Origin of the sequence: Streptomyces sp. NBC_00190 (assembly GCF_036203305.1) — a bacterium.
Lineage (GTDB): Bacteria > Actinomycetota > Actinomycetes > Streptomycetales > Streptomycetaceae > Streptomyces.
Genome location: NZ_CP108131.1, coordinates 1,530,930 through 1,554,154, shown reverse-complemented (window position 1 = coordinate 1,554,154; position 23,225 = coordinate 1,530,930). Strand labels below are relative to the sequence as shown.

The window sequence follows — 23,225 nt, the reverse complement described above, 5'->3', positions numbered from 1 at the left end:
CCCGGGAGACTAGCCGACCGGTGCGGCGCCTCGCCGTAATCTGGGCCTCATGCTGTCGAACGACCGGCGACCTCCGAACGTGCCGCGCAGCGCCTTCGCCGACACCCTCCTGGAGCGGCTGACCGAGGCGTACGCGGCGGCGGCCGACCCCGTGCGGGCCCGGGCCATGAGCACGTACATGAAGGACGTCGCCCCCTTCCTCGGCATTCCCACCCCGCTGCGCCGCGAGCTGTCCAAGGCAGTGACCAAGGACACACCGCGGCCGTCGGAGGCGGACTGCGCGGCGCTCGCGCTGTGCTGCTGGCGGCTGCCGGAGCGCGAGTACCACTACTTCGCGGTGGACTACCTGCGCAGGCACGTCTCCCGGTGCTCCTCCGGCCTGCTGCCGGTGGCCCGGCACCTGATCACCACCGTCCCGTGGTGGGACACGGTCGACCTGCTGGCCGCGCACACGGTGGGCCCGCTGGTGGCCGCCGACCCCGCGCTGGCGGCGGTGACGGACGAGTGGTCCGGCGACGAGGACCTCTGGCTGGTCCGCACCGCCCTGCTCCACCAGCTGCGCTTCAAGTCCGCCACCGACACGGGCCGGCTCTTCGGCTACTGCCGCCGCCAGGCGGACCACCCGGACTTCTTCGTCCGCAAGGCCATCGGCTGGTGCCTGCGGGAGTACGCGAAGACCGACCCCGCCGCCGTGCGCGCCTTCGTCGAGGCCGAACGCGGCTCCCTGTCCCCGCTGTCCGTACGCGAGGCGCTCAAGAACCTCTGAGCGCGCGGAAATTCATTCGACGGGCCCGGGGCGGTCCGGCAGGATCAGGGGCATGTCCCGGTACGCCTTCCCCGTCGCATCGTCCGCAGTCGCGGACGCGCCGAAGGCTGCCGCATCCGCTGTCGCTGTTCCCGCAGAGGCATTCCCCTTCGCCGCATTCGACGGCGCACGAAGCTGACCCTTCCCGGATCGTCCGGCGGACCCCGCAGGGGGAGGGTCGGCTCGACTCAGGGGTCCCGTTCCAGCTTCGAGCCACGGGAAGAGATCATGGCCAAGACGGCCTTCGTGCGGACCAAGCCGCACCTCAACATCGGCACCATGGGTCACGTCGACCACGGCAAGACCACCCTCACCGCCGCCATCACCAAGGTCCTCGCCGAGCGCGGCGGCGCCTCCTTCATGCCCTTCGACCGCATCGACCGGGCCCCCGAGGAGGCCCGGCGCGGGATCACCATCAACCTCACGCACGTCGAGTACGAGACCGACACCCGCCACTACGCCCACGTGGACATGCCCGGCCACGCCGACTACGTCAAGAACATGGTCACCGGCGCCGCGCAGCTCGACGGGGCGATCCTCGTCGTCTCCGCGCTCGACGGGGTCATGCCGCAGACCGCCGAGCACGTGCTCCTCGCCCGGCAGGTCGGCGTCGACCACATCGTGGTGGCGCTCAACAAGGCGGACGCGGGGGACCCCGAGCTGACCGACCTGGTCGAGCTGGAGGTCCGCGAGCTGCTCACCGCGCACGGCTACGGCGGTGACGGCGCGCCGGTCGTACGGGTCTCCGGGCTCGGGGCGCTGGAGGGCGACCCGCGGTGGACCGGGGCGATCCAGGCGCTGCTGGACGCGGTCGACACCTACGTGCCGACCCCGGTGCGCTACACCGACGCGCCGTTCCTGCTGCCGGTGGAGAACGTGCTGACCATCACCGGACGCGGGACCGTCGTGACCGGCGCCGTCGAGCGGGGCAGCATCCGGCTCGGCGACCGCGTGAGCATGCTCGGCGCGGACGGAGCGTCCGACCCGGTCGTGGTCACCGGGCTGGAGACCTTCGGCAAGCCGATGGAGTCCGCCGAGGCGGGGGACAACGTCGCGCTGCTGCTGCGCGGGGTCCAACGGCACCAGGTGCGCCGCGGCGACGTGGTGGCCGCTCCCGGCAGCGTGACGCCGAAGCGGCGCTTCACGGCGCAGGTGTACGTGCTCTCCACCGGCGAGGGCGGTCGTACGACGCCCGTCGCCACCGGATACCGGCCGCAGTTCTACATCCGCACCGCCGACGTGGTGGGGGACGTGGACCTGGGGGAGGCCGGCGTGGCCCGGCCGGGGGAGACGGTCACCATGACCGTCGAGCTCGGGCGGGACGTCCCGCTGGAGTCGGGGCTCGGCTTCGCGATCCGCGAAGGCGGCAGGACCGTCGGCGCGGGCACGGTGACGGCCGTCCTGGGGTGACTCGGGCGGGCTGATCCGGGCCCCGTCTGTGGTGACGGCGGGCCGGGTGCGTCAGACTGCCGTCACCACAGGCATGCGAGGAGGGGTGGGCGTACATGGGCGGCGACACGGCACTGGTGCTCGGCGGTGGCGGACTGACCGGCATCGGCTGGGAGTGCGGAATCCTGTACGGGCTCGCCCGCGCGGGAGTGGACCTCGCCAACGCCGACCTCGTCGTCGGTACCTCGGCGGGTTCGGTGGTCGGCGCCCAGCTCACCTCCGGGCTGCTCACCGCGCAGGAGCTGTACGAGCGCCAGCTCGGCGACGCCGCCGGGGAGATCGCGGCGAAGCTGGGGGCCGGGCTGATCGCACGGTACGCCGTCGCGATGGCGCGCTCGCGCCGCGACGCGACGGCCTACCGGCAGCGGGTCGGAGCCATGGCACTGGCCGCCGACACCGGGGCGGAGGCCGAGCGGCGCGAGGTGCTCGCGTCCCGGCTGGTCTCGCACGAGTGGCCCGCCGACCGGCGGCTCGTCGTCACCGCGGTGGACGCGCTGAGCGGTGAGCCCGCCGACTTCGACCGGGAGAGCGGGGCCGGGCTGGTCGACGCGGTCTCGGCGAGCTGCGCCGTGCCCGGGGTGTGGCCGCCGGTGACCGTCGGCGGGCGCCGCTTCATCGACGGAGGCGTCCGTTCCGCCACCAACGCCGACCTGGCCGCCGGCTACCGGCGCGTGGTGGTCATCGCCCCGATCGCGCTCGGCTCCGGGCTCGTCCCCTCGCCGTCCGCACAGGCCGCGCGGCTGCGCGAGGCGGGCGCCCGAGTGCTGTTGATCACCCCGTCGGCGGCGGCCCGCAAAGCCTTCGGGCGCAACGTACTCGACCCGGCGCGGCGGGATCCGGCCGCGCGGGCGGGCCTGGTGCAGGCCGAGGAGCACGCCGCCCACGCGGCGGCCGTCTGGTCGGGCTGAGCCGGGACCGGACCGACAATGGACGGGTGAACGACGAACAGATCCCGGTGATCCGGGACGTGGGCCAGGGCACCGCCAAGCTGATGCCGGACGTGGACCGGGAGCGGGCCTGGCTGCTGACCGTCGACGGGGCGCCGCAGTCGTATGTGGACCTGGACGATCCGCGGCACCTGGAGTTCGAGTACGTACGCCGCTTCGGGCACGTCCTGGACTGCGCGGCGGAGCCGGGGCTCGCGCTGGACCTCCTGCACCTGGGCGGGGGCGCCCTGACCCTGCCGCGCTACGCCGCGGCGACCCGGGCGGGCTCCCGGCAGACGGTCGTCGAGTTCGACGCGGGGCTGGTGGACCTGGTCGCCGAACACCTGCCGCTGCCCGCGGGGGCCGGAGTCACGGTGCACGCCGCCGACGCCCGGGCCTGGCTGGAGGCCGCGCCCGCGGGGAGTGCGGACATGGTGGTGGCAGACGTCTTCGGCGGTTCGCGGGTGCCGGCGCAGCTGACGTCCGTGGAGTACGCGCGGGAGGCGGCGCGGGTGCTGAGGCCCGGCGGGCTGTACGCGGCGAACCTCGCCGACGGGGCGCCGTTCGGCTTCCTGCGGGCGCAGCTCGCGAACTTCGCGTCGGTGTTCGGCGAACTCGCGCTGATCGCCGAGCCGGCGGTGCTGCGGGGGCGGCGGTTCGGGAACGCGGTGCTGCTCGCCTCCGACGCTCCGCTGGAGGTGGCCGCGCTGGCCCGGCGGTGCGCCTCCGACGCGTTTCCCGCGAGGGTGGAGTCCGGGGACTCGCTGGCACGGTTCATGCGGGGGGCCGTGCCGGTGACCGACGCGGACGCCGCGCCGTCCCCGGCTCCGCCGGAGGGCGCATTCAGCCTGGGGTGAGCGGTCGGCTGTCGCTCCGCTCCGCGGGGTCGGAGGCGGCCGGCCCGGAGGCGGCCGGCCCGGAGGCGGCCGGGGCGGTGGCGGCCGGGGCGGTGGCGGCAGCGACCGGTGCGGCCGGGGGCCTGCGGGTCAGGTGGCGGACGTCCGGGATCAGCAGGACCAGGGCCGTGGCCAGGACGACCAGGGCCGCGCAGCCCCACAGGGCCTGGGTGCGGCCGAAGGCCGTTTCGGCCGGGCCCGCGAGGGCGGTGGCCAGGGGGAGCATCGACACCGAGCCGAACCAGTCGTAGGCGGAGACCCGGGAGAACTTCTCCTCGGGGATCTCCTGGTGCATCGTGGTCATCCAGTTCACACCGAACACCTCGATGGCCGTGCCGCTCACGAACATCACCGCGCACAGGGCCCACACCGGCAGCGGTACGGCCAGCCCCGCCGACGGCAGCGCGAGCGGGAACACGCACAGGGTGCCGACCAGCAGCAGCCGGCGCGGCTTCCACACCATCATCAGGACGGCGCCCGCGATGGTGCCCGCGCCGAAGCAGGCCAGGGCCAGCCCCCAGGGCGCCGGGCCGCCCAGCCGGTCGCGGGCGACCAGCGGACCGTAGACCGCCTCCGCGGCCCCGACGACGGCGACCACGACGGAGAACTGGAGCACGATGCTCCACAGCCAGGGCCGGGTCCTGACCTCCACCCAGCCCTCGCGCAGGTCGGCCAGGAGGCCGCCGCCGGGAGCCCGTTCGGCGATGTGGCCGACGTCGAGGAAGGCCCGCAGGGCGCCCGCGATCGCGAAGGCCGCGGCGTCCACGGCCAGTACCCAGCCGGGTCCGAACGCGGCGATCATCGCTCCGCCGAGGGCCGCTCCGCCGATGCCCGCGCCGTTCATCGCCATGCGGAAGAGCGCGAAGGCGCGGTTGGCGTGCTCACCGGAGACGGTGGACAGCAGCATGCCCTCGGCCGCCGGGTTGAAGAAGGCCGTACCGGTGCCGCACAGAGCGGTCAGCAGCATCATCTGCCACAGCTGGGGGTCACCGGCGAGGACGAGCACGGCGAAGGCCGCTTGGGAGAGGCAGTTGAGGGCATTGGCCGCGACCATCACGTGGTGGCGCGGCAGCCGGTCGGCGAGTGCGCCGCCGATGAGCAGGAAGAGGACGAGCGGCAGCGTTCGGGCGGCCGCGACCAGACCGACGTCGGCGCCCGATCCGCCGGCCTCCAGAACCGCGAACGCGGCAGCGATGAGCGCTCCGTGGCTGCCGAGGTTGGTGACGACCGCCGCGCCCGTCAGCAGGGTGTAGTTGCGGCCGGCCCAAGCGGGCGTGCGGCGGCGGGCGGGCGTACGGGAGGAATCGGCGGGGGGAGAGCTCACCCCCGGACTATCCCCGCCCCGGGCCGAGAATCCAAACGGATTGTCGGCCCGGGGCGGAGGGGAAAGGAGATCAGCCCGCGGACAGGCGGACCGTGCTGAGGATCTTCTCCTGCGTCTCCTTGCTGACCTCGTCCGGGACGCCCGCGGCGCTGTAGAGGATCCAGCTGGCGAAGTCACCCTTGGCGTTCTTGAAGCTGAAGGCGATCGACTTGCCGTCGGAGGAGCACTTGTTCTCCTTCGGCAGGCCGCTCACGGTCGCGGTCGCCATGTGGCCCTTCAGGCCCGAGGAGGTGGTGTACTCCTTCGGCTCGGAGATCTTGGTGGTGCCCTGCGGCCCCTTCTGCCCGTATCCGGCGAACGCCCAGTTTCCGGCCTCGATCGTCACGGCCCCGGCGGTGTCCTTGGCGCCCTGGCCGCCCTTGGTGCCGGTGCCGGCCAGCGACTTCGTCTCCTCGCTGCCGTTCTTGTCGGAGTCGACCTTGCACCAGTCCTGCTTGAGGTAGGCGGGCCCGGACATCATCACGACCGAGGAGCCGTCGTTCTTCACCTCGTCCTCGAAGCCGATGGCCATGCCGGCGCCCAGCACGTTCCACTCCGGTGGGACGTCGAAGGCGGTGCCGTGCTTGGGGTTGACGACGACCTTCCAGCCCGGGATCACGGGCTTGATGTCGCCGCCGGCGCGCGGGTTCGCGCTGCTGCCGGCCGGGGCGGGCGCGGAGGACGCCGGAGCCGAGGAGGCGGCCGGCGGCTTGTCGTTGGCCTCGTCCGTCTTCTTGTCGTCCCGGGTCAGGACGAAGGCGCCGGTCGCGGCGGCCGCCACGACGACCGCGGCGGCCGCGACGATGGCCACGGTCTTGGTCTGGTAGGGGCTCCCGCCGCCAGGCCGCTGGGGCTGTTGGGGCTGCAGGGGCTGCAGGGGCTGTTGGGGCTGGCCCCACGGCTGGGTGGGCGGGGGCGTCTGGTAGCCCGGCTGCGGGTACCCGTAACCCGGCTGCTGCTGGTACGGGTTCGGTTGCCCCGGCTGCTGCTGGTACGGATTCTGTTGCGCGTCCTGGGGGTTCTGCTCGCCCCCGGGCGGCTGCTGCTGTCCTGGCCACATGGCCGGTAACGATAGTAGGAGCGGAGGCCCGGAGCGACGGCCGCCCCCGGAACGGCTCTGGCCAAGGACACCTACTCGCGGGTAACATCGCGTTCCATGAGCGCAGATCAGATGAACGTGGGCGAACTGCTCGCCGCGACGGTGCCGATGGCCCGGACCCTGAACCTCCAGTTCCTGGAGACCACTCCGGAGCGCGCGGTCGTCCGCCTCCCGGACCAGCCCGACTTCCACAACCACGTCGGCGGCCCGCACGCCGGCGCCATGTTCACCCTCGCCGAGTCCGCGAGCGGCGCGATCGTCCTGGCGGCCTTCGGCGACCAGCTCTCGCGCGCCGTGCCCCTCGCGGTGAAGGCCGAGATCGGCTACAAGAAGCTCGCCAAGGGCGTCGTGACCGCCACCGCCACCCTCGGGCGCCCGGCGGCGGAGGTCGTGGCCGAACTCGACGCGGGCGGCCGCCCCGAGTTCCCGGTCACCATCGCCATCCAGCGCGAGGACGAGGCCGTGACGGGCGAGATGACGGTCGTCTGGACCCTGCGTCCCAACGCCTAGGAGTCGGGCGACAAGGCCCCCGCCCCCGGAGGGCGGGGGCCTTCGCCGTGCCGGTCGGCCACGGTGCCGGCGGCCCTGTCCGCCGGATCCGGACCCGGGGCGGCAGCAACCGGCGACGGACGGGGCCAGAACCCCGGAAACCGTGGCCGTGCGACGGCTAGAGTCCCTCGCACGACGATGGAGGGGGTACCCGTGGCCAAGGTCAACATCAGCCTCGACGCCGAGCTCGTGGTGGAAGTGATGGTGCTCGCCGGGGTCGGATCGCCGCAGGACGCGGTGGAGGCCGTCGTACGGGACTACATCGCGCGCGGGCACCGCACCGAGGCCCGGGTGCAGCTCGAAGGCGAGCCCCGGCGGGACGTCGACAGCGTGTCCCGGCCGCCGCAGGGCTGAACCTCGGCGCCGAGATGGCGCGTCTGAGGCTGCCCCGGGAGGCAGCGGCGCACAGTGTGCGGGGGAGCGGTCGGCGCGGACCGCTCCCGCCGACCTCCCCCAGACTCCGTCCGGGGGTGCCCCCAGCCTGCAGGGAGCGCCATGAGCGAGGCCGTGTCCCGACGTTCCGCGATCCGGCTGCTCGGAGCGGTGGGCGCGGCCCTCGGAGCGGGCGGCTGCGCCGCGACCGTGCCGCCGGGCGCGGGACTCCGCGCGGCGTCCGCCCCCGCCCCCGGGGCCCCCGCCGAGCCCGCGAACGCCGCCCGGGTCGACAGCCTGATCGAACGGCTCACCCTCGACGAGAAGACCGCCCTGCTGCACGGCGGCCGCGACCCGGCCTCCCTCGGCCAGTCCGGCTACCTGCCGGGCGTCCCGCGCCTCGGCATCCCCGCGCTGCGCCTCGCCGACGGGCCCGTCGGCGTACGGGTCACACGGCCCGCCACCGCGCTGCCCGCGCCGGTCCTGCTCGCCTCCGCCTTCGACCCCGCGCTGGCTCGCGAGTACGGCCGCGTCATCGGCCGTGAGGGCCGCGCGCTCGGCCAGGACGTCCTCCTGTCACCCAGGGCCAACCTCATCCGCACCCCGTACGCGGGCCGGAACTTCGAGGCCTTCGCCGAGGAACCGCGCCTCACCGCCGACCTCGTCGGCGAGATGGTCCGCGGGATCCAGGACGAGGGGCTCATCGCCGCCGTCAAGCACTTCGCCCTGGGCAACCAGGAGCACGGCCGCGACACCGTCGACGCGGTCGTCGCCGAGCAGACCCTGCACGAGACCGAGCTGCGGGGCTTCGAGGCCGCCGTGGCCGCCGGCGCCGGCGCCGTGATGGGCGCCCGCAACAAGGTCAACGGCGTCTACGCCTGCGAGAGCAAGCCGCTGCTCGACGAAGTGCTGCGCGGGAGCTGGGGGTTCGACGGCTGGGTGATGTCCGACGGGGACGCCGCCCACAGCACCGTTGCCGCCGTCGGCGCCGGACTCGACATGGAGATGCCCGGCGGCACCCACTTCGGCGGCCCGCTGCGCGAGGCGGTGCGCGGCGGCTCCGTCCCCGAGAGCGCCGTCGACCTCGCCGTGCGCCGGATCCTGACCACCATGGACCGCTTCGGGCTGCTCGCGGCCCGGCCCGCCGCGCGCCCCTCGCGGGATGCGGCCGCCGGGGCGCGGCTCGCCCGCAAGGTGGCCACCGCCGGGGCGGTGCTGCTGCGCAACGAGCACGGCACCCTGCCGCTGACGGGCGCCGCCGCCCGCTCGATCGCGGTCATCGGCCCCACCGGCCAGGTGCCCTTCGTCAGTGGCGGCGGCAGCGCCCACGTCGTCCCCGACGGGGCCGCCGCGCCGCTCACGGCCATCCGCCGCCGCGCCGGGAACGGCTCCACCGTGCGCTACGCCCTCGGCGAGGACCTGTACGGGAGCCCCCTGCCGCCGACCCTGCTGACGCCCCCCGCCGACCTGGACGACCGGGCCGTGGACGCAGGGCGCGACTGGAGCCACGAGGGGGAGTTCCGGCTCGCGGCGGACGACGAGTGGACCGTGGTCGTCCACTACACCGGCGAGCGGCCGGGCGTGCGCCTGGACGGGGAGGAGCTGTTCCCCGTACGGCAGGGCGCGGCCGAGCACTACGCGGGCGGACTGCTCGGCTCGGCACCCGACGGGATGACCGTCCGCCGCCGCACGCTCTCCCTCAAGGCGGGCACCCACCGGCTCTCCGTGACCGCTCGGGGCGGGGACAAGGGCCGGCGCTTCCGGCTGCGGCACATCACGAAGGCGGGCCGGGCCGCGGACCTCGCCGAGGCGGTGAACACCGCGAAGGCGGCCCGCAGCGTGGTCCTGTTCGCCTACGAGGACGCCACCGAGGGCAGCGACCGGACCACCCTGGCGCTCCCGGGCGGACAGGACGCGCTGATCGAGGCGGTCACCGCCGCCAACCCCCGCACCACCGTCGTGCTCAATACCTCCGGCGGAACGGCCATGCCCTGGCTCTCCCGTACCGGGGCGGTCCTGCAGATGTACTACCCGGGGCAGGAGGGCGCGGGCGCCACCGCCGACATCCTCTTCGGGGACGTGGACCCGGGCGGTCGGCTCACCCAGACCTTCCCGGCGGACGAGCAGGCGACACCGGTGGCCGGGGACCCGCTGCGCTACCCGGGCGTCGGCGGCCGCCAGGAGTACACCGAGGGCGTCCACGTCGGCCACCGCTGGTACGACGCGCAGCACGTGGCTCCGCTGTTCCCGTTCGGGCACGGGCTCTCGTACACGACCTGGCAGTACGAGCAGCTGACCGTGCGGCCGGAGCGCGGGGGTCTGCGCGTGGAGTTCACCGTCCGCAACACGGGCCGCCGCAAGGGCACCGAGGTGGCCCAGGTGTACGTCGGCCCGTCCGCGGAGATCACGCTCGACCAGCCGGTGCGCGCGCTGGCCGGCTACCGGCGGCTCACCCTCGCGCCGGGCGAGGCCCAGCGGGTCACCGTCGACATCGATGCCCGGGCGCTGTCGTCCTGGGACCCGGAGCAGCACGGCTGGGTGCTGGGTCCCGGCCGCCGGGAAGTGTTCGCGGGCCGTTCCTCGCGGGAACTCCCACTGAGGTCAAAGGCGGAAGTGAGGAGCCGATAGGCTGCCCGTTCGGCGTGTCACAGGGGGCGCGCCGGGGACGACACGGGAGGACGTACCGGTGCACATCCAGGAATGGCTGGAGACGATTCCGGCGGTCAGCATCTATCTCCTGGTGGGTCTGGTCATCGGGCTGGAAAGCCTCGGCATCCCACTGCCGGGCGAGATCATCCTGGTCAGCTCTGCGCTGCTGGCCTCGCAGCACGGTGAGATCGACCCCGTCGTGCTGGGTATCTGCGCGACCACCGGGGCGATCGTGGGCGACTCGATCGGCTACGCGATCGGGCGCAGGGGCGGCAAACCGCTGCTGGAGAAGCTGGGCAGGCGCTTCCCCAAGCACTTCGGGCCGGAGCACGTGGCCGTGGCGGAACGCTCCTTCGAGCGCTGGGGCATGTGGGCCGTCTTCTTCGGGCGGTTCGTGGCGCTGCTGCGGATCTTCGCGGGGCCGCTCGCGGGCGTGCTGCGCATGCCGTACTGGCGGTTCCTGATCGCGAACATCCTCGGCGGGATCCTCTGGGCGGGCGGCACCACGGCCGTCATCTACTCGGTCGGGATCGTCGCCGAGCCGTGGCTGAAGCGGTTCTCGTGGCTGGCTCTGGGCCTCGCCGTGCTGTTCGGGATCGCGGTGACAGTGGTGGTGCGCAGCCGTATGAAGAAGGCGGCCGCGGCCGCCGCGGCGGCCGCCCCGGTGGAGCCGGCCGCCCCGGTGGCCGTCGCCGAATAGCCCGCCCGCCCCGGACCCGGCCTGACCCGGCCTAGAGGTCCGGGGTCACCGAGGCGCGGTGCTGCTCGGCCAGTTCCACGTACATGGCGGCGTTGACCGTGATGCCCTCGCGCTCCTCCTTGGTCAGCTCGCGCCGCACCTTGGCCGGGATGCCCGCGACCAGGGAGCCGGGCGGGACGACCATGCCCTGCGGGACCAGTGCCTGGGCGGCCACCAGCGAGCCGGCTCCGATCACCGCGCCGTTCAGGACGGTCGCGCCCATGCCGATCAGGCAGTCGTCCTCGACGGTGCAGCCGTGCACGACGGCGTTGTGGCCGATGGAGACGCGCTCGCCGATCGAGACCGGGAAGCCGGGGTCCACGTGGACCGTGCAGTTGTCCTGCACGTTGCTGTCGGCACCGAGCGTGATCGGACCGCAGTCGGCGCGCAGCACCGCCGAGTACCAGATGCTCGCGCCGGCGGCCAGGGTGACGTCGCCGACCACGACGGAGGTGGGTGCGGTGAAGGCCGTCGGGTCCACGGACGGCTGCTTGCCGCCCACGCCCGCGATGAGTGCCTGCCCCTGCGTCGACTGCTGCGTCATGATCATTCCCTCTGTTTCCGGATGCCGCGCTACCGGCACCGTAGGGCACGGGCCGGGCCCGCCCGGAGATGGGGTGAAGATCACAGGATCGCGGCCGGGCCGACCGGAGCCCGGCGCACTACCGTGGCCGGGTGCCGAAGAACCAGAACACGTTCTCATCTCTGACGGTCCTGCGCCGCCGGCTGGCGAGCCGCGCGGTCCACGCGGGCTGGCGCTGGATGCAGCGGGCCGGTGCGGTCACCGCGCAGACTCCGGGACGGCTGCGGTTCGGCGCGATCGGCCACGGCACCCGGCTCGCCTTCCCGCAGGGCACGGTCTTCGGCGAACCCTGGATCCGGCTCGGCGACTACTGCATCATCGGCGAGCAGGTCACCCTCACCGCCGGGATGATGCCGGACCTCGACCTCGGTACGGAGCCGATGCTGGTCCTCGGCAACGGGGTGGTCATCGGCCGCGACAGCCACGTCATCGCCGACGCCCGGATCACCATCGGGGACGACACCTTCTGCGGCCCCGGCGTGTACATCACGTCCACGAACCACAGCTACGACGACCCGCACCAGCCCGTCGGCAAACAGTGGCCGCGCAGCGCGCCGGTCGAGATCGGTCCCGGCTGCTGGCTCGGTACGGGTGCGGTCGTCCTGCCGGGCGCACGGCTGGGCCGCAACGTCGTGGTGGCCGCGGGGGCCGTCGTACGGGGCGAGGTGCCCGACCACGCCGTGGTGGCCGGGGCGCCCGCGCGCGTCGTGCGGCGCTGGGAGCCGGAGACCGGCTGGCAGCCGCCGCTGCGCACTCCGGCGCCCGTACCGATCCCCGACGGGATGACCCCGGAGCAGCTGCGCGGGCTGGCGGAGCTGGCTGAGGCGGAGCTGGCCGAGGCGGAGCAGTCCTGAACCTTCCGGGCTCTCAGCCCGCCGCCAGCAGGACCGTGCCCGCCAGGGCCAGGCCGGCGCCCGCCGCCTGGATGGGGCGCAGGCGCTCCTTCAGTACGGCGAAGGCCGCGAGCGCGGTGATCAACGGGTACAGCGAGGACAGTACGGCGGCCGTGGTGACCGGACCGCTCTGGGCGGCCGCGGAGTAGGTGCCGTTCGCCGCGACGTCGGCGAGGCCGACGAAGGCCAGTGCGGGCAGCAGCCCCCACAGGATCCGCGGGCCGGTGCCCGCCGGGAGCGCCGGGGTGCCGCGCCGGGTCCGGACCCACAGGGCGCCGCCGCCCACCGCGACATTGGTGACCCGCTGCACGAACAGCGCCAGGAACAGCCCGGTCAGGGTGGTGGAGGCCTGTGCGATCAGGGCCATCACCGCGCCGAAGCCGAAGGCGGCTACCAGGGTGAGAACGACGGCCTGGCGCTGGACGGGCGCACCGCGCAGCTCCGGGCCGCCCGGGAGGACGATGCCGACGACGGCCACCGCGATGCCCGCGAACTGGCCGAGGCCGGGCCGCTCGCCGAGGATCAGTCCGGCGGCGACCGGCACGACGACCCCGAGGGAGCCGAGCGGTGAGACCACGCTCATCGGGCCGAGGGCCAGTGCCTTGTAGAAGCTGAGCATGGCGACCGGCCCGACCAGGCCGGCGCCGACGGCGAACCACAGCTGCGGCCCGGCCTCCCGCCACGCGCCGGTGCCGAGCACGACCGCGCCGAGCACGACGACGGCGACGACCTGCGAGACGACGACCACCGTCAGCGCAGGTATCCGGCGGGTCACCAAACCGCCCCCGAAGTCGGCGAGGCCCCACAGCACGGCTGTGGCCAGGGCGAAGAGGGCGGTCATGGGCAGGCCTCGCAGTACGGTGCGGTGAAGGGCGGGGGTGCGGACAAAAGAACCCCAGCACCCCCACCGAGGTCAAACCGGCCGTCGCGGGCCAGGCGCTACTTCGACGGCAGGGGCTGGAGCGCGGGGATCTCGATCGCCGGGCAGCGGTCCATCACCATGGCCAGCCCGGCCTCGCGGGTGCGGTCGAAGGCGGCCTCGTCGACCACGCCGAGCTGGAACCAGACGGCCTCGGCGCCGACGGCCGCCGCCTGGTCCGCGACCGGCCCCGCCAGCGCGCTGTTCACGAAGACGTCCACCACGTCCACCTTGAAGGGGATCGCCTCCAGCGAGGGGTACCCGGCCTCGCCGTGCACCGTCTCCGCCTTGGGATGTACGGGGATCACGCGCTTGCCGAACCGCTGGAGGACCCGGGCCACCCCGTAGGCCGCCCGGTCCTGGTTGTTCGAGAGGCCCACCACGGCCCAGGTGTCGCCCAGTTCGGTGAGGATCTTGCGGATGGTCGCCTGATCGCCGTACACGTGTGCCGCCTCCTGCTGCTCTGGAACCGCTCTTCGGCGTCGTGCCGCTGACGGATCAACGACGAGGACACCTGTCCGATTCCCCTTAGGGTGGAGCGGTGAAGGCAGACCAGTACGTGACGGTGTCCCGCGAGGGTGTGCACGAATCCGAGATCAACCGCTCGCGCTTCCTCTGCTCGCTCGCGCCCGCCGCGACCGAGCAGGAGGCGCAGGAGTTCGTCGCACGGATCCGCAAGGAACACCCGACCGCCACGCACAACTGCTTCGCGTACGTCATCGGAGCCGACGCCTCCGTCCAGAAGGCCAGCGACGACGGCGAGCCCGGCGGCACCGCCGGGGTGCCCATGCTGCAGATGCTCATGCGCCGGGACATCCGGTACGCCGTCGCCGTCGTCACCCGCTACTACGGCGGGGTGAAACTCGGCGCCGGCGGGCTGATCCGGGCCTACGGGGGAGTCGTCGGCGAGGCCCTCGACGAGCTCGGCACCGTCACCCGGCGCCGGTACCGGCTGGCCACCGTCACCGTCGACCACCAGCGCGCCGGCAAGATGCAGAACGACCTGCGTTCCACCGGCCGCCTGGTACTGGACGTGCGCTACGGGGAGGCCGTCTCGATCGAGATCGGGCTCCCCGAGGCGGACGCCCCGGCCTTCCGCGCCTGGCTCGCCGACATCAGCGCGGGGACCGCGGGCTTCGAGCTCGGCGGCGAGGCCTACGGCGAAGCCTGAGCCGGACGGGCACGGAGGTTTCGCACGGGCGCCAGGATCCTGTGACGCACGGGGCCCGGCGGGCCGGCCGGGAACCACGGGACGGCAGTACTCCCCGTGGGAGACGGGTTAGCCTGGAGGGTCGGTGCGGAGCCACGGAGGAGATCAAGCGTGCGGGTCGGAGCGGTCGAGTGAAGTTCCTGCACACCTCCGACTGGCACCTCGGCCGGTCCTTCCACCGCGTGAACCTGCTCGGAGCCCAGTCCGTCTTCGTCGACCACCTCGTCGAGACCGTCCGCGAGCGCGAGGTCGACGCCGTCCTCGTCGCCGGGGACATCTACGACCGGGCCGTGCCCCCGCTGCCTGCCGTCGAGCTGTACGACCAGGCCCTGCACCGGCTCGCCGAGCTCGGCGTGCCCACCGTGATGATCTCCGGCAACCACGACTCCGCTCGCCGGCTCGGGGTCGGGGCCGGCCTGATCGACCGGGCTGGGATCCACCTCAGGACCGACCCGGCCGGCTGCGCCGACCCGGTGGTCCTGGCCGACGTACACGGCGAGGTGGCGCTGTACGGGCTGCCCTACCTGGAACCGGCCCTGGTCAAGGACGAGTTCAGCGCCGAGAAGGTGAGCCACGAGGCGGTGCTCGGCGCGGCCATGGACCGGATCCGGGCCGACCTCGCCGCCCGCGCGCCCGGCACCCGCTCCATCGTCCTCGCCCACGCCTTCGTCACCGGCGGGCAGGCCAGCGACAGCGAACGCGACATCACCGTCGGCGGGGTCGAGGCCGTTCCCGCCTCCGTCTTCGACGGGGTGGACTACGCCGCACTCGGCCACCTCCACGGCTGTCAGACGATCAACGAACGGGTCCGGTACTCCGGTTCCCCGCTCGCCTACTCCTTCTCCGAGGCCGACCACCACAAGAGCATGTGGCTGATCGAGCTGGGCGCCGAAGGGGAGATCACCGGCGCCGAGCGCGTCGGCACCCCCGTGCCGCGGCCCCTCGCCCGGCTGCGCGGCACCCTCGACGACCTGGTCGCGGACCCGGCGTACGCCGCGTACGAGGACGCCTGGGTCGAGGCCACGCTCACCGACCCGGTCCGCCCCGAGGACCCCATGGCCAAGCTCGCCGCCCGCTTCCCGCACACCCTCAGCCTCGCCTTCGACCCCGAGGGCCGCGAGGAGGAGACCGGCGCCTCCTACGCCCAGCGGCTCAAGGGCCGCAGCGACCAGGAGATCGCCGAGGACTTCGTGTCCCACGTGCGCGGCGGCGGCCACGCGGACGAGGCCGAGCGCGCCGTCCTGCGGAGCGCCTTCGACGACGTACGGGCCGACGACAGCCGTCAGGAGACCCACCGATGAGGCTGCACCGGCTCGGCGTCACCGCCTTCGGCCCCTTCGCCGAGCCTCAGGAGATCGACTTCGACGCGCTGTCCGGCGCCGGGATCTTCCTGCTCCACGGACCCACCGGCGCGGGCAAGACCTCCGTCCTCGACGCCGTCTGCTACGCCCTCTACGGGTCCGTGCCCGGCCCCCGCCAGGCCCCCGGCACCAGCCTGCGCAGCGATCACGCGGACGCCGGGACCCCGACCGAGGTCACCCTCGAACTCACCGCGGGCGGCCGCCGCCTGGAGATCACCCGGCGTCCCGAACAGGACCGGCCCAAGAAGCGCGGCACCGGCACCACCAAGGACAAGGCACAGAGCTGGCTGCGCGAGTACACCGGCGAGGGCTGGCAATCGCTCAGCCGCTCCCACCAGGAGATCGGCGAGGAGATCGAGCAGCTGCTCGGCATGAGCCGCGAGCAGTTCTGCCAGGTGGTGCTGTTGCCGCAGGGGGAGTTCGCGAAGTTCCTGCGCGCCGACGAGGCGGCCCGCGGCCGGCTGCTCGGCCGGCTCTTCGACACCCGCCGTTTCGCCGCCGTCGAGGCCCTGCTCGGCGAACGCCGCCGGGCCGCCGAGGCCAAGGTGCGCGCCGGGGACGAGAGGGTGCTCCACACCGCGCAGCGGCTCGCCCAGGCCGCCGGTGACAGCGCCGACCTGCGGGCCTGGCCGCTGCCCCGGCACCAGCCCGGGGACCCGGGGCTCTCCGGGGCGATCCGCGCCTGGGCCGCCGTCGCCCGCTGCTCGGCGCGGGAGCGGCTGGGCGTCGCCGAGTACGCGCTGGCCGCCGTCGAGGGCCGGCACGCGGCCGCCCGCCGCGCCGCCGAGGAGGCGCGGGAACTCGACCGGCTCCAGCGCCGGCACGCGGAGACCGCCCGCCGGGCGGCCCTGCTCGCCGGGGCGGAGCCCGACCGGGAGCGGGTGCGCGCGCTCCTGGACCGGGCCCGGCGGGGCGCTCTGGTCGCTCCCGCCCTGGAACTGCGCGGCGCGGCGAACGCCGCGCACCTGGCCGCCGCGCACGCCGAGAGCGCCGCCCGGGCCGACCTCCCGCCGCAGCTGCGGGAGGCGGGCACCGATCAGCTGGCCGCCGTCGAGCAGCGGCTGCGCGAGGACCTCGGCGCACTGGGCGCCGCCCGCCGGGCCGAGCAGCGCAGCGCCGAGATCGGCCGCGAGCGGGCCGACCTCGAGCGCGAGGCCCGGGCCGCCGAGGACCAGCACCAGGAGTCCGCCGAGTGGCTGGCGCGCTGGGAGGCCACCCGGGCCGCCCTGCACGAGCGCGCGGACGCCGCCCAGCAGGCCGCGACCCTTGCCGAGCAGCTCGCCGGCAAGCTGGAACCCGCCCGGATGCATCTGAACGCCGCCCGCCGGCGCGACGAGCTGGCTGCCGCCGTGGAGCGCGCCGCGGGCGAACTGCTGTCCGTACGCGAGGAGTCGACGGCCGCCCGGGAGCGCTGGCTGGAGCTCAAGGAGGCCCGGCTGCGCGGGATCGCCGCCGAACTCGCCGAGGCGCTGGTGGCGGGGGAGGCCTGCACCGTGTGCGGATCGGCGGAGCACCCCGCCCCGGCCCGCCCGGCGCCCGGCCATGTGGACCGCGCCGCCGAGGACGCCGCCCACGGCCTCTTCGAGCGGGCCGAGGAGGCCCGGGCCGCCGTCGAACGCCGGCTCGCCGCCGTGGAGGAGGCCCGCGCGGAGGCCGCGGCCGCCGCGGGGGACGCCACCACCGGCGAACTCCTCGCCCTGACCTCGGACCTGAGCTCCCGGCACGCCGCCGCCCACGCCGCGGCCGCCGGACTGCACGCGGCCCGTGAGCAGCTCGCCCGCGCCGAGCGGGAGCACGCGGCGCGCAGTGCGGACCGGCTCGCCGCCGCCGAGCGCGCCGCGGCCAGGGTCTCGCGCCGCGAGGCCCTGGACCGGGAACAGGCCTCGCTGGAGGCGGAGCTCGCAGCCGTACGGGGCGACGCGCCCACCGTCGCGGCCCGCGCCCGGACCCTGGAGGACCGGGTCCGCATGGTCTCGGCCGCCGCCGCCTCGCTGCGCCGGGCCGAGACCACCGCCGCCCGGCTGAAGGAGGCCGACGACCAGCTCGCCGACGCTGCCTTCAAAGCCGGCTTCGACACCATCGGGGCCGCTGCCGACGCGGTGCTCCCGGAGTACGAACGCACCGCGCTCCAGCGCCGGACGGACGCCTGGCAGGCGGAGGAGGCCATGCTGGCGGACCGCCTCGGCGAGGCGGACACGGCCGCGGCGGCAGCCCTGCCCCCGGCCGCGCCGGAGGAGGCCGAGGCGTATGCGGCCCAGGCCGCGGCGAAGCTTCGTACCGCCGGATCCGCCGTCGACGCGGCCCGCGTCCGGTGCGCCGAGCTCGACCGGCTCTCCCGGCAGGCCGAGCAGGAACTGCGCGCCCTGGGCCCGCTGCGCGATGCCTACGACCGGGTGGCACGGCTGGCCGGACTCACGGCGGGCACCTCCGCCGACAACGAGCGCAAGATGCGGCTGGAGGCGTACGTGCTGGCCGCCCGCCTGGAACAGGTCGCCGCCGCCGCGACGGTACGGCTGCTGCGCATGTCCGGCGGCCGCTACACCCTGGTCCACTCCGACGCGCGGGTGAGCGGACGAGGCCGTTCCGGTCTCGGGCTGCACGTCGTCGACGCCTGGACCGGCAGCGAGCGCGACACCGCGACCCTGTCGGGCGGCGAGACCTTCTTCGCCTCGCTCGCGCTGGCGCTGGGCCTGGCCGACGTGGTCACCGACGAGGCGGGCGGCATGCGGCTGGACACCCTCTTCATCGACGAGGGCTTCGGCAGCCTCGACGACCAGGCGCTGGACGAGGTGCTCGACGTACTGGACTCGCTGCGCGAGCGGGACCGCAGCGTCGGCATCGTCAGCCACGTCGCCGACCTGCGGACCCGGGTGCAGGCCCAGTTGGAGATCGTCAAGAAGCGCGGGGGGTCGGTGGTGCGCCACCGCACGGCGGCGCTCACGGACTGAGGTCACGGACTGAGGCCACGGACCGAGATCACGGGCTGAGCGGCCGCCGGGGGAGCGGGGACGAGTACACGATGCTCGTGGTCACCGGGCCGAGGCCCGCGATCCGGCCAGTGATCTCCTCCAGGTGCGCCATCGAGCGGGCGGCGACCTTCAGCACGAAGCAGTCGTCACCGGTGACGTGATGGGCTTCGAGGATCTCGGAAGTCGCGTCGAGGAAGTCGTGGAACGGCTTGTAGTTGCCGTGCGGATAGCGCAGCCGGACCAGCGCGAGGATCGACTTCCCGAGCTTCTCCGGGTCCACGACCGCCGTGTAGCCGGTGATGATGCCGGTCTCCTCCAGGCGTCGGACGCGCTCGGTGACGGCGCTCGCGGACATCGACACGGAGCGGGCGAGCTCGGTGAAACTGGCCCGGCCGTCCCGCTGGAGGGCTTCGAGGATCCGCCAGTCGGTGGCGTCAGGGGAATAGTCGGTCATCTGGCAGGTTTAACAGGGGATTCCCCGGTCGGGCAAGGGAAAGGCCGGGGAAAACCACTTCCGGAGATGATCAACAGATCGTAGATTTTTGGCCATGACGACGACCCGGAGCACCGCGACCGTGACCGCCCCCGCCCCCGCCTCCGCCAACCCCGTGCTGCGGGTACCGCCGGCCGCTCCGGCCGCGGCCGCCGCCTACTTCGCGGCCAGCCTGGCCTTCCACGCGGACGTGTCGGACGTCGCCGCCGCCTTCAAGGCCCACCGCGAGCAGGGCGCCGAACTCGGCTTCCAGCTGATCGACTCCCGCTCCACGCCCTCCTGGGACCAGGCCCACGTACCCGGCGCCGTCCACCTGCCCACCGCCCTCATCCCCGAGCAGGCCGAGCGGCTCCTCGACAAGAACATCCCCGTGGTGACGTACTGCTGGGGTCCCGGCTGCAACGGCGGGGCCCGCTCCGCGCTGGCCCTGGCCGAACTCGGCTTCCAGGTCAAGGAGATGCTCGGCGGCATCGAGTACTGGATCCGCGAGGGTTTCGAGGTCGAGACCTGGCAGGGCAGCCAGCAGCGCGCCGAGGCCGACCCGCTGACCGCCCCCACCGGCTCGGACGACTGCGGCTGCTGACCGTGGACGGACGGAAGCACGGAACGGGCCGCTCCCCGCTGACCGCCGCTCGGCGGCAGGCGGCGGGCGGCCCGTTCCGTGTCCTGGATCAGAGCCTCGACAGCTCGTCCACCAGGTCGTCCAGCCCCAGCGAACCCTGCGACAGCGCCGCCATGTGCCAGGCCTTCAGGTCGAAGGAGTCGCCGTGCGCGGCCCGGGCGTTCTCCCGGCCCAGCAGCCAGGCGCGCTCGCCCAGCTTGTACCCGATCGCCTGTCCCGGCATCGACAGGTAGCGGGTCAGCTCGCTCACCACGAAGTCCGCGGGCCGGCCGCTGTGCAGGCCGAAGAACTCCTGCGCGAGATCGGGCGTCCACGTCTCGCCCGGGTGGAACGGCGAGTCCGCCGGGATCTCCAGACCCAGGTGCATGCCGATGTCCACGATGACCCGCGCGGCGCGCATCATCTGGCAGTCCAGGTAGCCCAGGCGCTGCTCGGCGTCCTTGAGGTAGCCGAGCTCGTCCATCAGCCGCTCCGCGTACAGCGCCCAGCCCTCGGCGTTGGCGCTGACGAGGCCGACGCTGGCCTGGTAGCGGGAGAGCTGGTCCGCGACGTGCGTCCACTGAGCGAGCTGGAGGTGGTGGCCCGGAACGCCCTCGTGGTACCAGGTGGAGACCAGGTCGTACACGGGGAAACGGGTCTGGCCCATGGTGGGCAGCCAGGTGCGGCCCGGGCGGGAGAAGTCCTCCGAAGGGGAGGTGTAGTACGGGGCCGCGGCGCCGCCCGGAGGGGCGATGCGGGACTCCACCTTGCGGACCCGCTCGGCGAGTTCGAAGTGGGTGCCGTCGAGGTTCTCGATGGCCTCGTCCATGATGCCCTGCAGCCAGGCCTGGACCTCGTCCACGCCCTCGATGTGGGTGCCGTGCTCGTCGAGGTGCCTCAGCGCCTCCCAGGGCCCGGCGCCCGGCAGGATCTTGGCTGCCTCGGCCTTCATCTCGGCCAGCAGGCGGTGGTACTCCGACCAGCCGTAGGCGTACGCCTCGTCCAGGTCCAGGTCACTGCCGTTGAAGTACCGCGACCAGCGGGCGTAGCGCTCGCGGCCCACGGTGTCCGGCCGGCCCGCGACGGCCGGGGCGTACACCGTGCTCATCCAGTCGTGCAGTTCGGCGACGGCGCCGGTCGCGGCCGCGGCCGCCTCGTCCAGCTCGGCGCGCAGGGCGTCCGGGCCGCCGGAGGCGAAGTCCGTGAAGAAGGCGGGTTCGTCGGCGTCCTGGCCGGCCCAGGTGGCGAGCTGGCCGATCATGGTGGTGGTGGCGCGCGGACCGCCGTACAGGCCGCGGTCCAGACCGAGGCTCAGGCTCTCGCGGTAACCGTCGAGGGCGGCCGGGACGGCGCGCAGCCGCTCGGCGATCGCCGCCCAGTCCTCGTCGGTGTCGGCGGGGGTGAGGGTGAAGACCTCGCGGATGGAGTGCGCGGGGCTGTGGATGTTGCTGACCGCGCACAGGTCCTCGTCGGCCTCGTGGACCGCGAGTTCGGCGGTGAGGCGTTCGCGCAGCAGGCGGGCGCAGCGGCGCTCGGGGTCGCTGTCGGCGCCGGGCAGCCGCTCCGCGGCGTCGAGGCGGGCGAGGGTGGTGCGGGCGAGATCGGCGACGGCCGCGCGGCCGGCCGGGGAGAAGTCCGGGAGCTTGCCGGAACTCGCGGCGACACCCAGGTACGTACCGGTGATCGGGTCGAGGGTGATGAGGTCGTCGACGTACGCGTCGGCCACCTGGCGGGGCAGCCGGTCGCTGCCGTTGTGGAAGATCTCTGACATGCCGCCATCTTCGTACGCGAGAGGGGCCATGTCATCACCGTTTGGCGCCAGCCTGCTGACGTATATGCGGAGCCGTGACCTCCGACGACCCGGTCCGCCCCGGTGCGGGCGAGGGGGACCGGGTGCGGCCGGGGGCCCGGTCAGCGCTGGTGGCGCGGGGCCTGCTGCGCGCGGGGGAGGTCGTACGGGAGCCGGGAGCTGCCCGGGGTGGCGTCCAGCCGGGCGGTGATCACCAGCGTGCCCTCCTCGATCTGGTAGTCGAGGGGCAGGCCGAGGCCGCGCATGGCGGCGACCATCGCGGTGTTGGAGGCCTGCGTGACGGCGTAGACGCTGTCGCAGCCGGCCTCGACGGCCATCGCGACGAGCCGTCGCAGCAGCTCGGAGCCGATGCCGCGGCGCTGCCAGTCGTCCTCGATCAGCAGCGCGACCTCGGTCTCGTCCCCGTCCCACAGCAGGTGGCCGAGGGCGACGAGCCTGCCGGAGGCGGTGGTGGCGGCGAGGGTGCGGCCGAAGCGCGGGCTCAGCAGGTGGCCGAGGTAGCGGTCGGCGTCGGCGACGGGGCCGTGGTAGCGCAGACCGAGAGTGCGCTCGGAGCAGCGGTCGTGCATCGCGCGGGCCGCCGCCTGGTCGGATCCGTCGGCGCGGCGCACGGTGATCTCGTTGCCCTCGGGCAGGGTCAGCACGTCCTGGCTGCGCGGCACACGGGGGCCGAGCCGGGCGTCGAGCTCGACCAGGGCGCGGGCGCGGGCGAACTCGGTCGGGGTGAAGGGCAGGTAGGGCCGCTCCACGGTGATCGCGCCGCCAGAGGGGTCGCGCAGCCGCATGACCGTGGCCTCAAGCACCCCCTCGACCGGGGCGTCGGCGCCGGCGTTGGGACGGCCGGAGAGCGTGGTCGCCGGGATCGAGTGGATCGTGCAGCGGCCCAGCAGCTGGCGCAGCGAGAGCGGGAGTTCGGCGGTGTCCAGGGCGGTGCGGGTGGCGAGGCCCAGGACCCGGGTCGGGGTATCGACCAGGTCGTGCGCGTCAGCGCGCTCGATCCACGTGCTGCGGCCGCCGGCCTGGGCGATGGCGCGGGTGAGCTCGGCGGAGGGCAGCTGGTGCGGGGCGCGCAGCAGGAACTCGTCGACGGTGCCGCCCTCGGGGAGCGGGTGCGTCTGGAGGGTCAGGATGTCGACGGCGTTGCGGGCGAGGGCGGTGCAGAGCGCGGCCAGGGAGCCGGGCTCGTCACGGACTGTGGTGCGCATCCGCCACAGGACGGTGGTGGCGGCGCTCGCGCCGGGACCGGCGGTGGCGGCGGACGGCGTCGGATCCGTCGGCGCTGTGCTCACCGGCGGGGGCGCATGGCTGTGGCGGCGCGCCCACCAGGTGTGGAAAGCCGCGGTGACCAGGAGTGCGACGGCCGAGGCGACCAGCAGGACCGGGCCCCTCGGGCCGTGCACGACGAGATTGGCGATGCCGTCGGCGACCGCGACGGCGCAGAAGAGTGCGGCGAGCTCGACGACGTCGCGGCGCCAGTGGTGGCGGTGGGGACGCTGGGCAGAGGCAAGGTTACGTTCAGTCATGCACACCACTGTGGCT

The 23,225-nt window shown here is 74.1% G+C and carries 21 protein-coding genes; 13 read left to right on the top strand and 8 right to left on the bottom strand.

Translation table 11 applies throughout. The annotated features are described in order from the left end of the window. Positions 1–49 precede the first annotated feature (49 nt). From OG429_RS07660 to OG429_RS07645, 4 genes are all read left to right on the top strand, one after another. Positions 50–766 carry a DNA alkylation repair protein gene (locus OG429_RS07660; protein WP_328924542.1) on the top strand — a complete coding sequence of 239 codons (717 nt, stop codon included), beginning with the start codon at positions 50–52 and terminating at the stop codon, positions 764–766. 267 nt (positions 767–1,033) lie between these two features. Then, entirely contained in the window at positions 1,034–2,215 is a 1,182-nt protein-coding gene (gene tuf, locus OG429_RS07655) for an elongation factor Tu (protein WP_328924541.1), read from the top strand. A gap of 95 nt (positions 2,216–2,310) precedes the next feature. After that, positions 2,311–3,162, top strand: a complete 852-nt coding sequence (locus OG429_RS07650) for a patatin-like phospholipase family protein (protein WP_328924540.1) — start codon at positions 2,311–2,313, stop codon at positions 3,160–3,162. An 83-nt stretch (positions 3,163–3,245) separates the two neighbouring features. Further along, positions 3,246–4,037 carry a spermidine synthase gene (locus OG429_RS07645; protein WP_328930191.1) on the top strand — a complete coding sequence of 264 codons (792 nt, stop codon included), beginning with the start codon at positions 3,246–3,248 and terminating at the stop codon, positions 4,035–4,037. Here the strand turns inward: OG429_RS07645 and OG429_RS07640 are convergent. Together OG429_RS07640 and OG429_RS07635 are read right to left on the bottom strand one after the other, a co-directional pair. Next, positions 4,024–5,400, bottom strand: coding sequence for an MFS transporter (locus OG429_RS07640; protein ID WP_328924539.1), 1,377 nt, complete (start codon positions 5,398–5,400; stop codon positions 4,024–4,026). The two genes, OG429_RS07645 and OG429_RS07640, sit on opposite strands and share 14 nt — an antisense overlap. Before the next feature lie 70 nt (positions 5,401–5,470). Then, complete coding sequence (locus OG429_RS07635; RefSeq protein WP_328924538.1) at positions 5,471–6,499, bottom strand: hypothetical protein; 1,029 nt, start codon at positions 6,497–6,499, stop codon at positions 5,471–5,473. 96 nt (positions 6,500–6,595) lie between these two features. Between OG429_RS07635 and OG429_RS07630 the strand changes: the two genes are divergently transcribed. The 4 genes from OG429_RS07630 (at position 6,596) to OG429_RS07615 (ending at position 10,808) form a co-directional block, all read left to right on the top strand. Beyond that, positions 6,596–7,048 (top strand): DUF4442 domain-containing protein, encoded by a 453-nt coding sequence (locus tag OG429_RS07630; RefSeq protein WP_078904414.1) that lies wholly within the window; start codon positions 6,596–6,598, stop codon positions 7,046–7,048. A gap of 192 nt (positions 7,049–7,240) precedes the next feature. Beyond that, positions 7,241–7,441 carry a type II toxin-antitoxin system VapB family antitoxin gene (locus OG429_RS07625; protein ID WP_328930190.1) on the top strand — a complete coding sequence of 67 codons (201 nt, stop codon included), beginning with the start codon at positions 7,241–7,243 and terminating at the stop codon, positions 7,439–7,441. 141 nt (positions 7,442–7,582) lie between these two features. Then, entirely contained in the window at positions 7,583–10,087 is a 2,505-nt protein-coding gene (locus OG429_RS07620; RefSeq protein WP_328924537.1) for a glycoside hydrolase family 3 protein, read from the top strand. A 58-nt stretch (positions 10,088–10,145) separates the two neighbouring features. Further along, positions 10,146–10,808, top strand: coding sequence for a DedA family protein (locus OG429_RS07615; RefSeq protein ID WP_328924536.1), 663 nt, complete (start codon positions 10,146–10,148; stop codon positions 10,806–10,808). Between the two features lie 31 nt (positions 10,809–10,839). On the opposite strand, the gene OG429_RS07610 is transcribed toward OG429_RS07615, so the two are convergent. After that, the gene (locus OG429_RS07610) at positions 10,840–11,391 is read right to left on the bottom strand and encodes a gamma carbonic anhydrase family protein (protein WP_328924535.1); all 552 of its coding nucleotides are present in this window, start codon (positions 11,389–11,391) and stop codon (positions 10,840–10,842) included. Positions 11,392–11,522: 131 nt separating this feature from the next. Between OG429_RS07610 and OG429_RS07605 the strand changes: the two genes are divergently transcribed. Then, on the top strand, positions 11,523–12,284 hold the full coding sequence (locus OG429_RS07605; protein WP_328924534.1) for an acyltransferase: 762 nt from the start codon (positions 11,523–11,525) through the stop codon (positions 12,282–12,284). A 13-nt stretch (positions 12,285–12,297) separates the two neighbouring features. On the opposite strand, the gene OG429_RS07600 is transcribed toward OG429_RS07605, so the two are convergent. Beyond that, complete coding sequence (locus OG429_RS07600) at positions 12,298–13,164, bottom strand: EamA family transporter (RefSeq protein WP_328924533.1); 867 nt, start codon at positions 13,162–13,164, stop codon at positions 12,298–12,300. A gap of 98 nt (positions 13,165–13,262) precedes the next feature. Further along, positions 13,263–13,685, bottom strand: a complete 423-nt coding sequence (locus tag OG429_RS07595; RefSeq protein WP_328924532.1) for a CoA-binding protein — start codon at positions 13,683–13,685, stop codon at positions 13,263–13,265. Between the two features lie 98 nt (positions 13,686–13,783). Here OG429_RS07595 and OG429_RS07590 point away from each other — a divergent pair, with 98 nt between their 5' ends. The 3 genes from OG429_RS07590 to OG429_RS07580 all read left to right on the top strand — a co-directional run bounded on the left by OG429_RS07590 (position 13,784) and on the right by OG429_RS07580 (position 18,761). Further along, positions 13,784–14,413, top strand: a complete 630-nt coding sequence (locus OG429_RS07590) for a YigZ family protein (protein ID WP_328924531.1) — start codon at positions 13,784–13,786, stop codon at positions 14,411–14,413. 170 nt (positions 14,414–14,583) lie between these two features. Beyond that, a complete protein-coding gene (locus OG429_RS07585; protein ID WP_328924530.1) occupies positions 14,584–15,753 on the top strand; it encodes an exonuclease SbcCD subunit D in 1,170 nt (389 codons plus the stop codon). Beyond that, positions 15,750–18,761 (top strand): SMC family ATPase, encoded by a 3,012-nt coding sequence (locus OG429_RS07580; protein ID WP_328924529.1) that lies wholly within the window; start codon positions 15,750–15,752, stop codon positions 18,759–18,761. Before OG429_RS07585 ends, OG429_RS07580 begins: the two co-directional genes overlap by 4 nt. A 28-nt stretch (positions 18,762–18,789) precedes the next feature. Here OG429_RS07580 and OG429_RS07575 read toward each other — a convergent pair whose 3' ends face one another. Continuing rightward, a complete protein-coding gene (locus tag OG429_RS07575) occupies positions 18,790–19,236 on the bottom strand; it encodes an Lrp/AsnC family transcriptional regulator (RefSeq protein WP_328924528.1) in 447 nt (148 codons plus the stop codon). A gap of 94 nt (positions 19,237–19,330) precedes the next feature. On the opposite strand from OG429_RS07575, the gene OG429_RS07570 reads away from it, so the two are divergent. Beyond that, positions 19,331–19,858 carry a rhodanese-like domain-containing protein gene (locus OG429_RS07570; protein WP_328924527.1) on the top strand — a complete coding sequence of 176 codons (528 nt, stop codon included), beginning with the start codon at positions 19,331–19,333 and terminating at the stop codon, positions 19,856–19,858. 88 nt (positions 19,859–19,946) lie between these two features. Here OG429_RS07570 and OG429_RS07565 read toward each other — a convergent pair whose 3' ends face one another. Then, entirely contained in the window at positions 19,947–21,647 is a 1,701-nt protein-coding gene (locus OG429_RS07565) for a DUF885 domain-containing protein (protein WP_328924526.1), read from the bottom strand. A gap of 140 nt (positions 21,648–21,787) precedes the next feature. Beyond that, a complete protein-coding gene (locus OG429_RS07560; RefSeq protein WP_328924525.1) occupies positions 21,788–23,209 on the bottom strand; it encodes a GNAT family N-acetyltransferase in 1,422 nt (473 codons plus the stop codon). Between the last annotated feature and the right edge of the window lie 16 nt (positions 23,210–23,225).

Excerpts from the sequence above, each read along its gene's own strand:
- OG429_RS07660 (WP_328924542.1), top strand. The coding sequence starts at position 50 with ATGCTGTCGAACGACCGGCGACCTCCGAACGTGCCGCGCAGCGCCTTC.
- tuf (WP_328924541.1), top strand. The coding sequence starts at position 1,034 with ATGGCCAAGACGGCCTTCGTGCGGACCAAGCCGCACCTCAACATCGGC.
- OG429_RS07650 (WP_328924540.1), top strand. The coding sequence starts at position 2,311 with ATGGGCGGCGACACGGCACTGGTGCTCGGCGGTGGCGGACTGACCGGC.
- OG429_RS07645 (WP_328930191.1), top strand. The coding sequence starts at position 3,246 with ATGCCGGACGTGGACCGGGAGCGGGCCTGGCTGCTGACCGTCGACGGG.
- OG429_RS07635 (WP_328924538.1), bottom strand. The coding sequence starts at position 6,499 with ATGTGGCCAGGACAGCAGCAGCCGCCCGGGGGCGAGCAGAACCCCCAG.
- OG429_RS07630 (WP_078904414.1), top strand. The coding sequence starts at position 6,596 with ATGAGCGCAGATCAGATGAACGTGGGCGAACTGCTCGCCGCGACGGTG.
- OG429_RS07620 (WP_328924537.1), top strand. The coding sequence starts at position 7,583 with ATGAGCGAGGCCGTGTCCCGACGTTCCGCGATCCGGCTGCTCGGAGCG.
- OG429_RS07610 (WP_328924535.1), bottom strand. The coding sequence starts at position 11,391 with ATGACGCAGCAGTCGACGCAGGGGCAGGCACTCATCGCGGGCGTGGGC.
- OG429_RS07600 (WP_328924533.1), bottom strand. The coding sequence starts at position 13,164 with ATGACCGCCCTCTTCGCCCTGGCCACAGCCGTGCTGTGGGGCCTCGCC.
- OG429_RS07580 (WP_328924529.1), top strand. The coding sequence starts at position 15,750 with ATGAGGCTGCACCGGCTCGGCGTCACCGCCTTCGGCCCCTTCGCCGAG.
- OG429_RS07575 (WP_328924528.1), bottom strand. The coding sequence starts at position 19,236 with ATGACCGACTATTCCCCTGACGCCACCGACTGGCGGATCCTCGAAGCC.
- OG429_RS07570 (WP_328924527.1), top strand. The coding sequence starts at position 19,331 with ATGACGACGACCCGGAGCACCGCGACCGTGACCGCCCCCGCCCCCGCC.
- OG429_RS07565 (WP_328924526.1), bottom strand. The coding sequence starts at position 21,647 with ATGTCAGAGATCTTCCACAACGGCAGCGACCGGCTGCCCCGCCAGGTG.
- OG429_RS07560 (WP_328924525.1), bottom strand. The coding sequence starts at position 23,209 with ATGACTGAACGTAACCTTGCCTCTGCCCAGCGTCCCCACCGCCACCAC.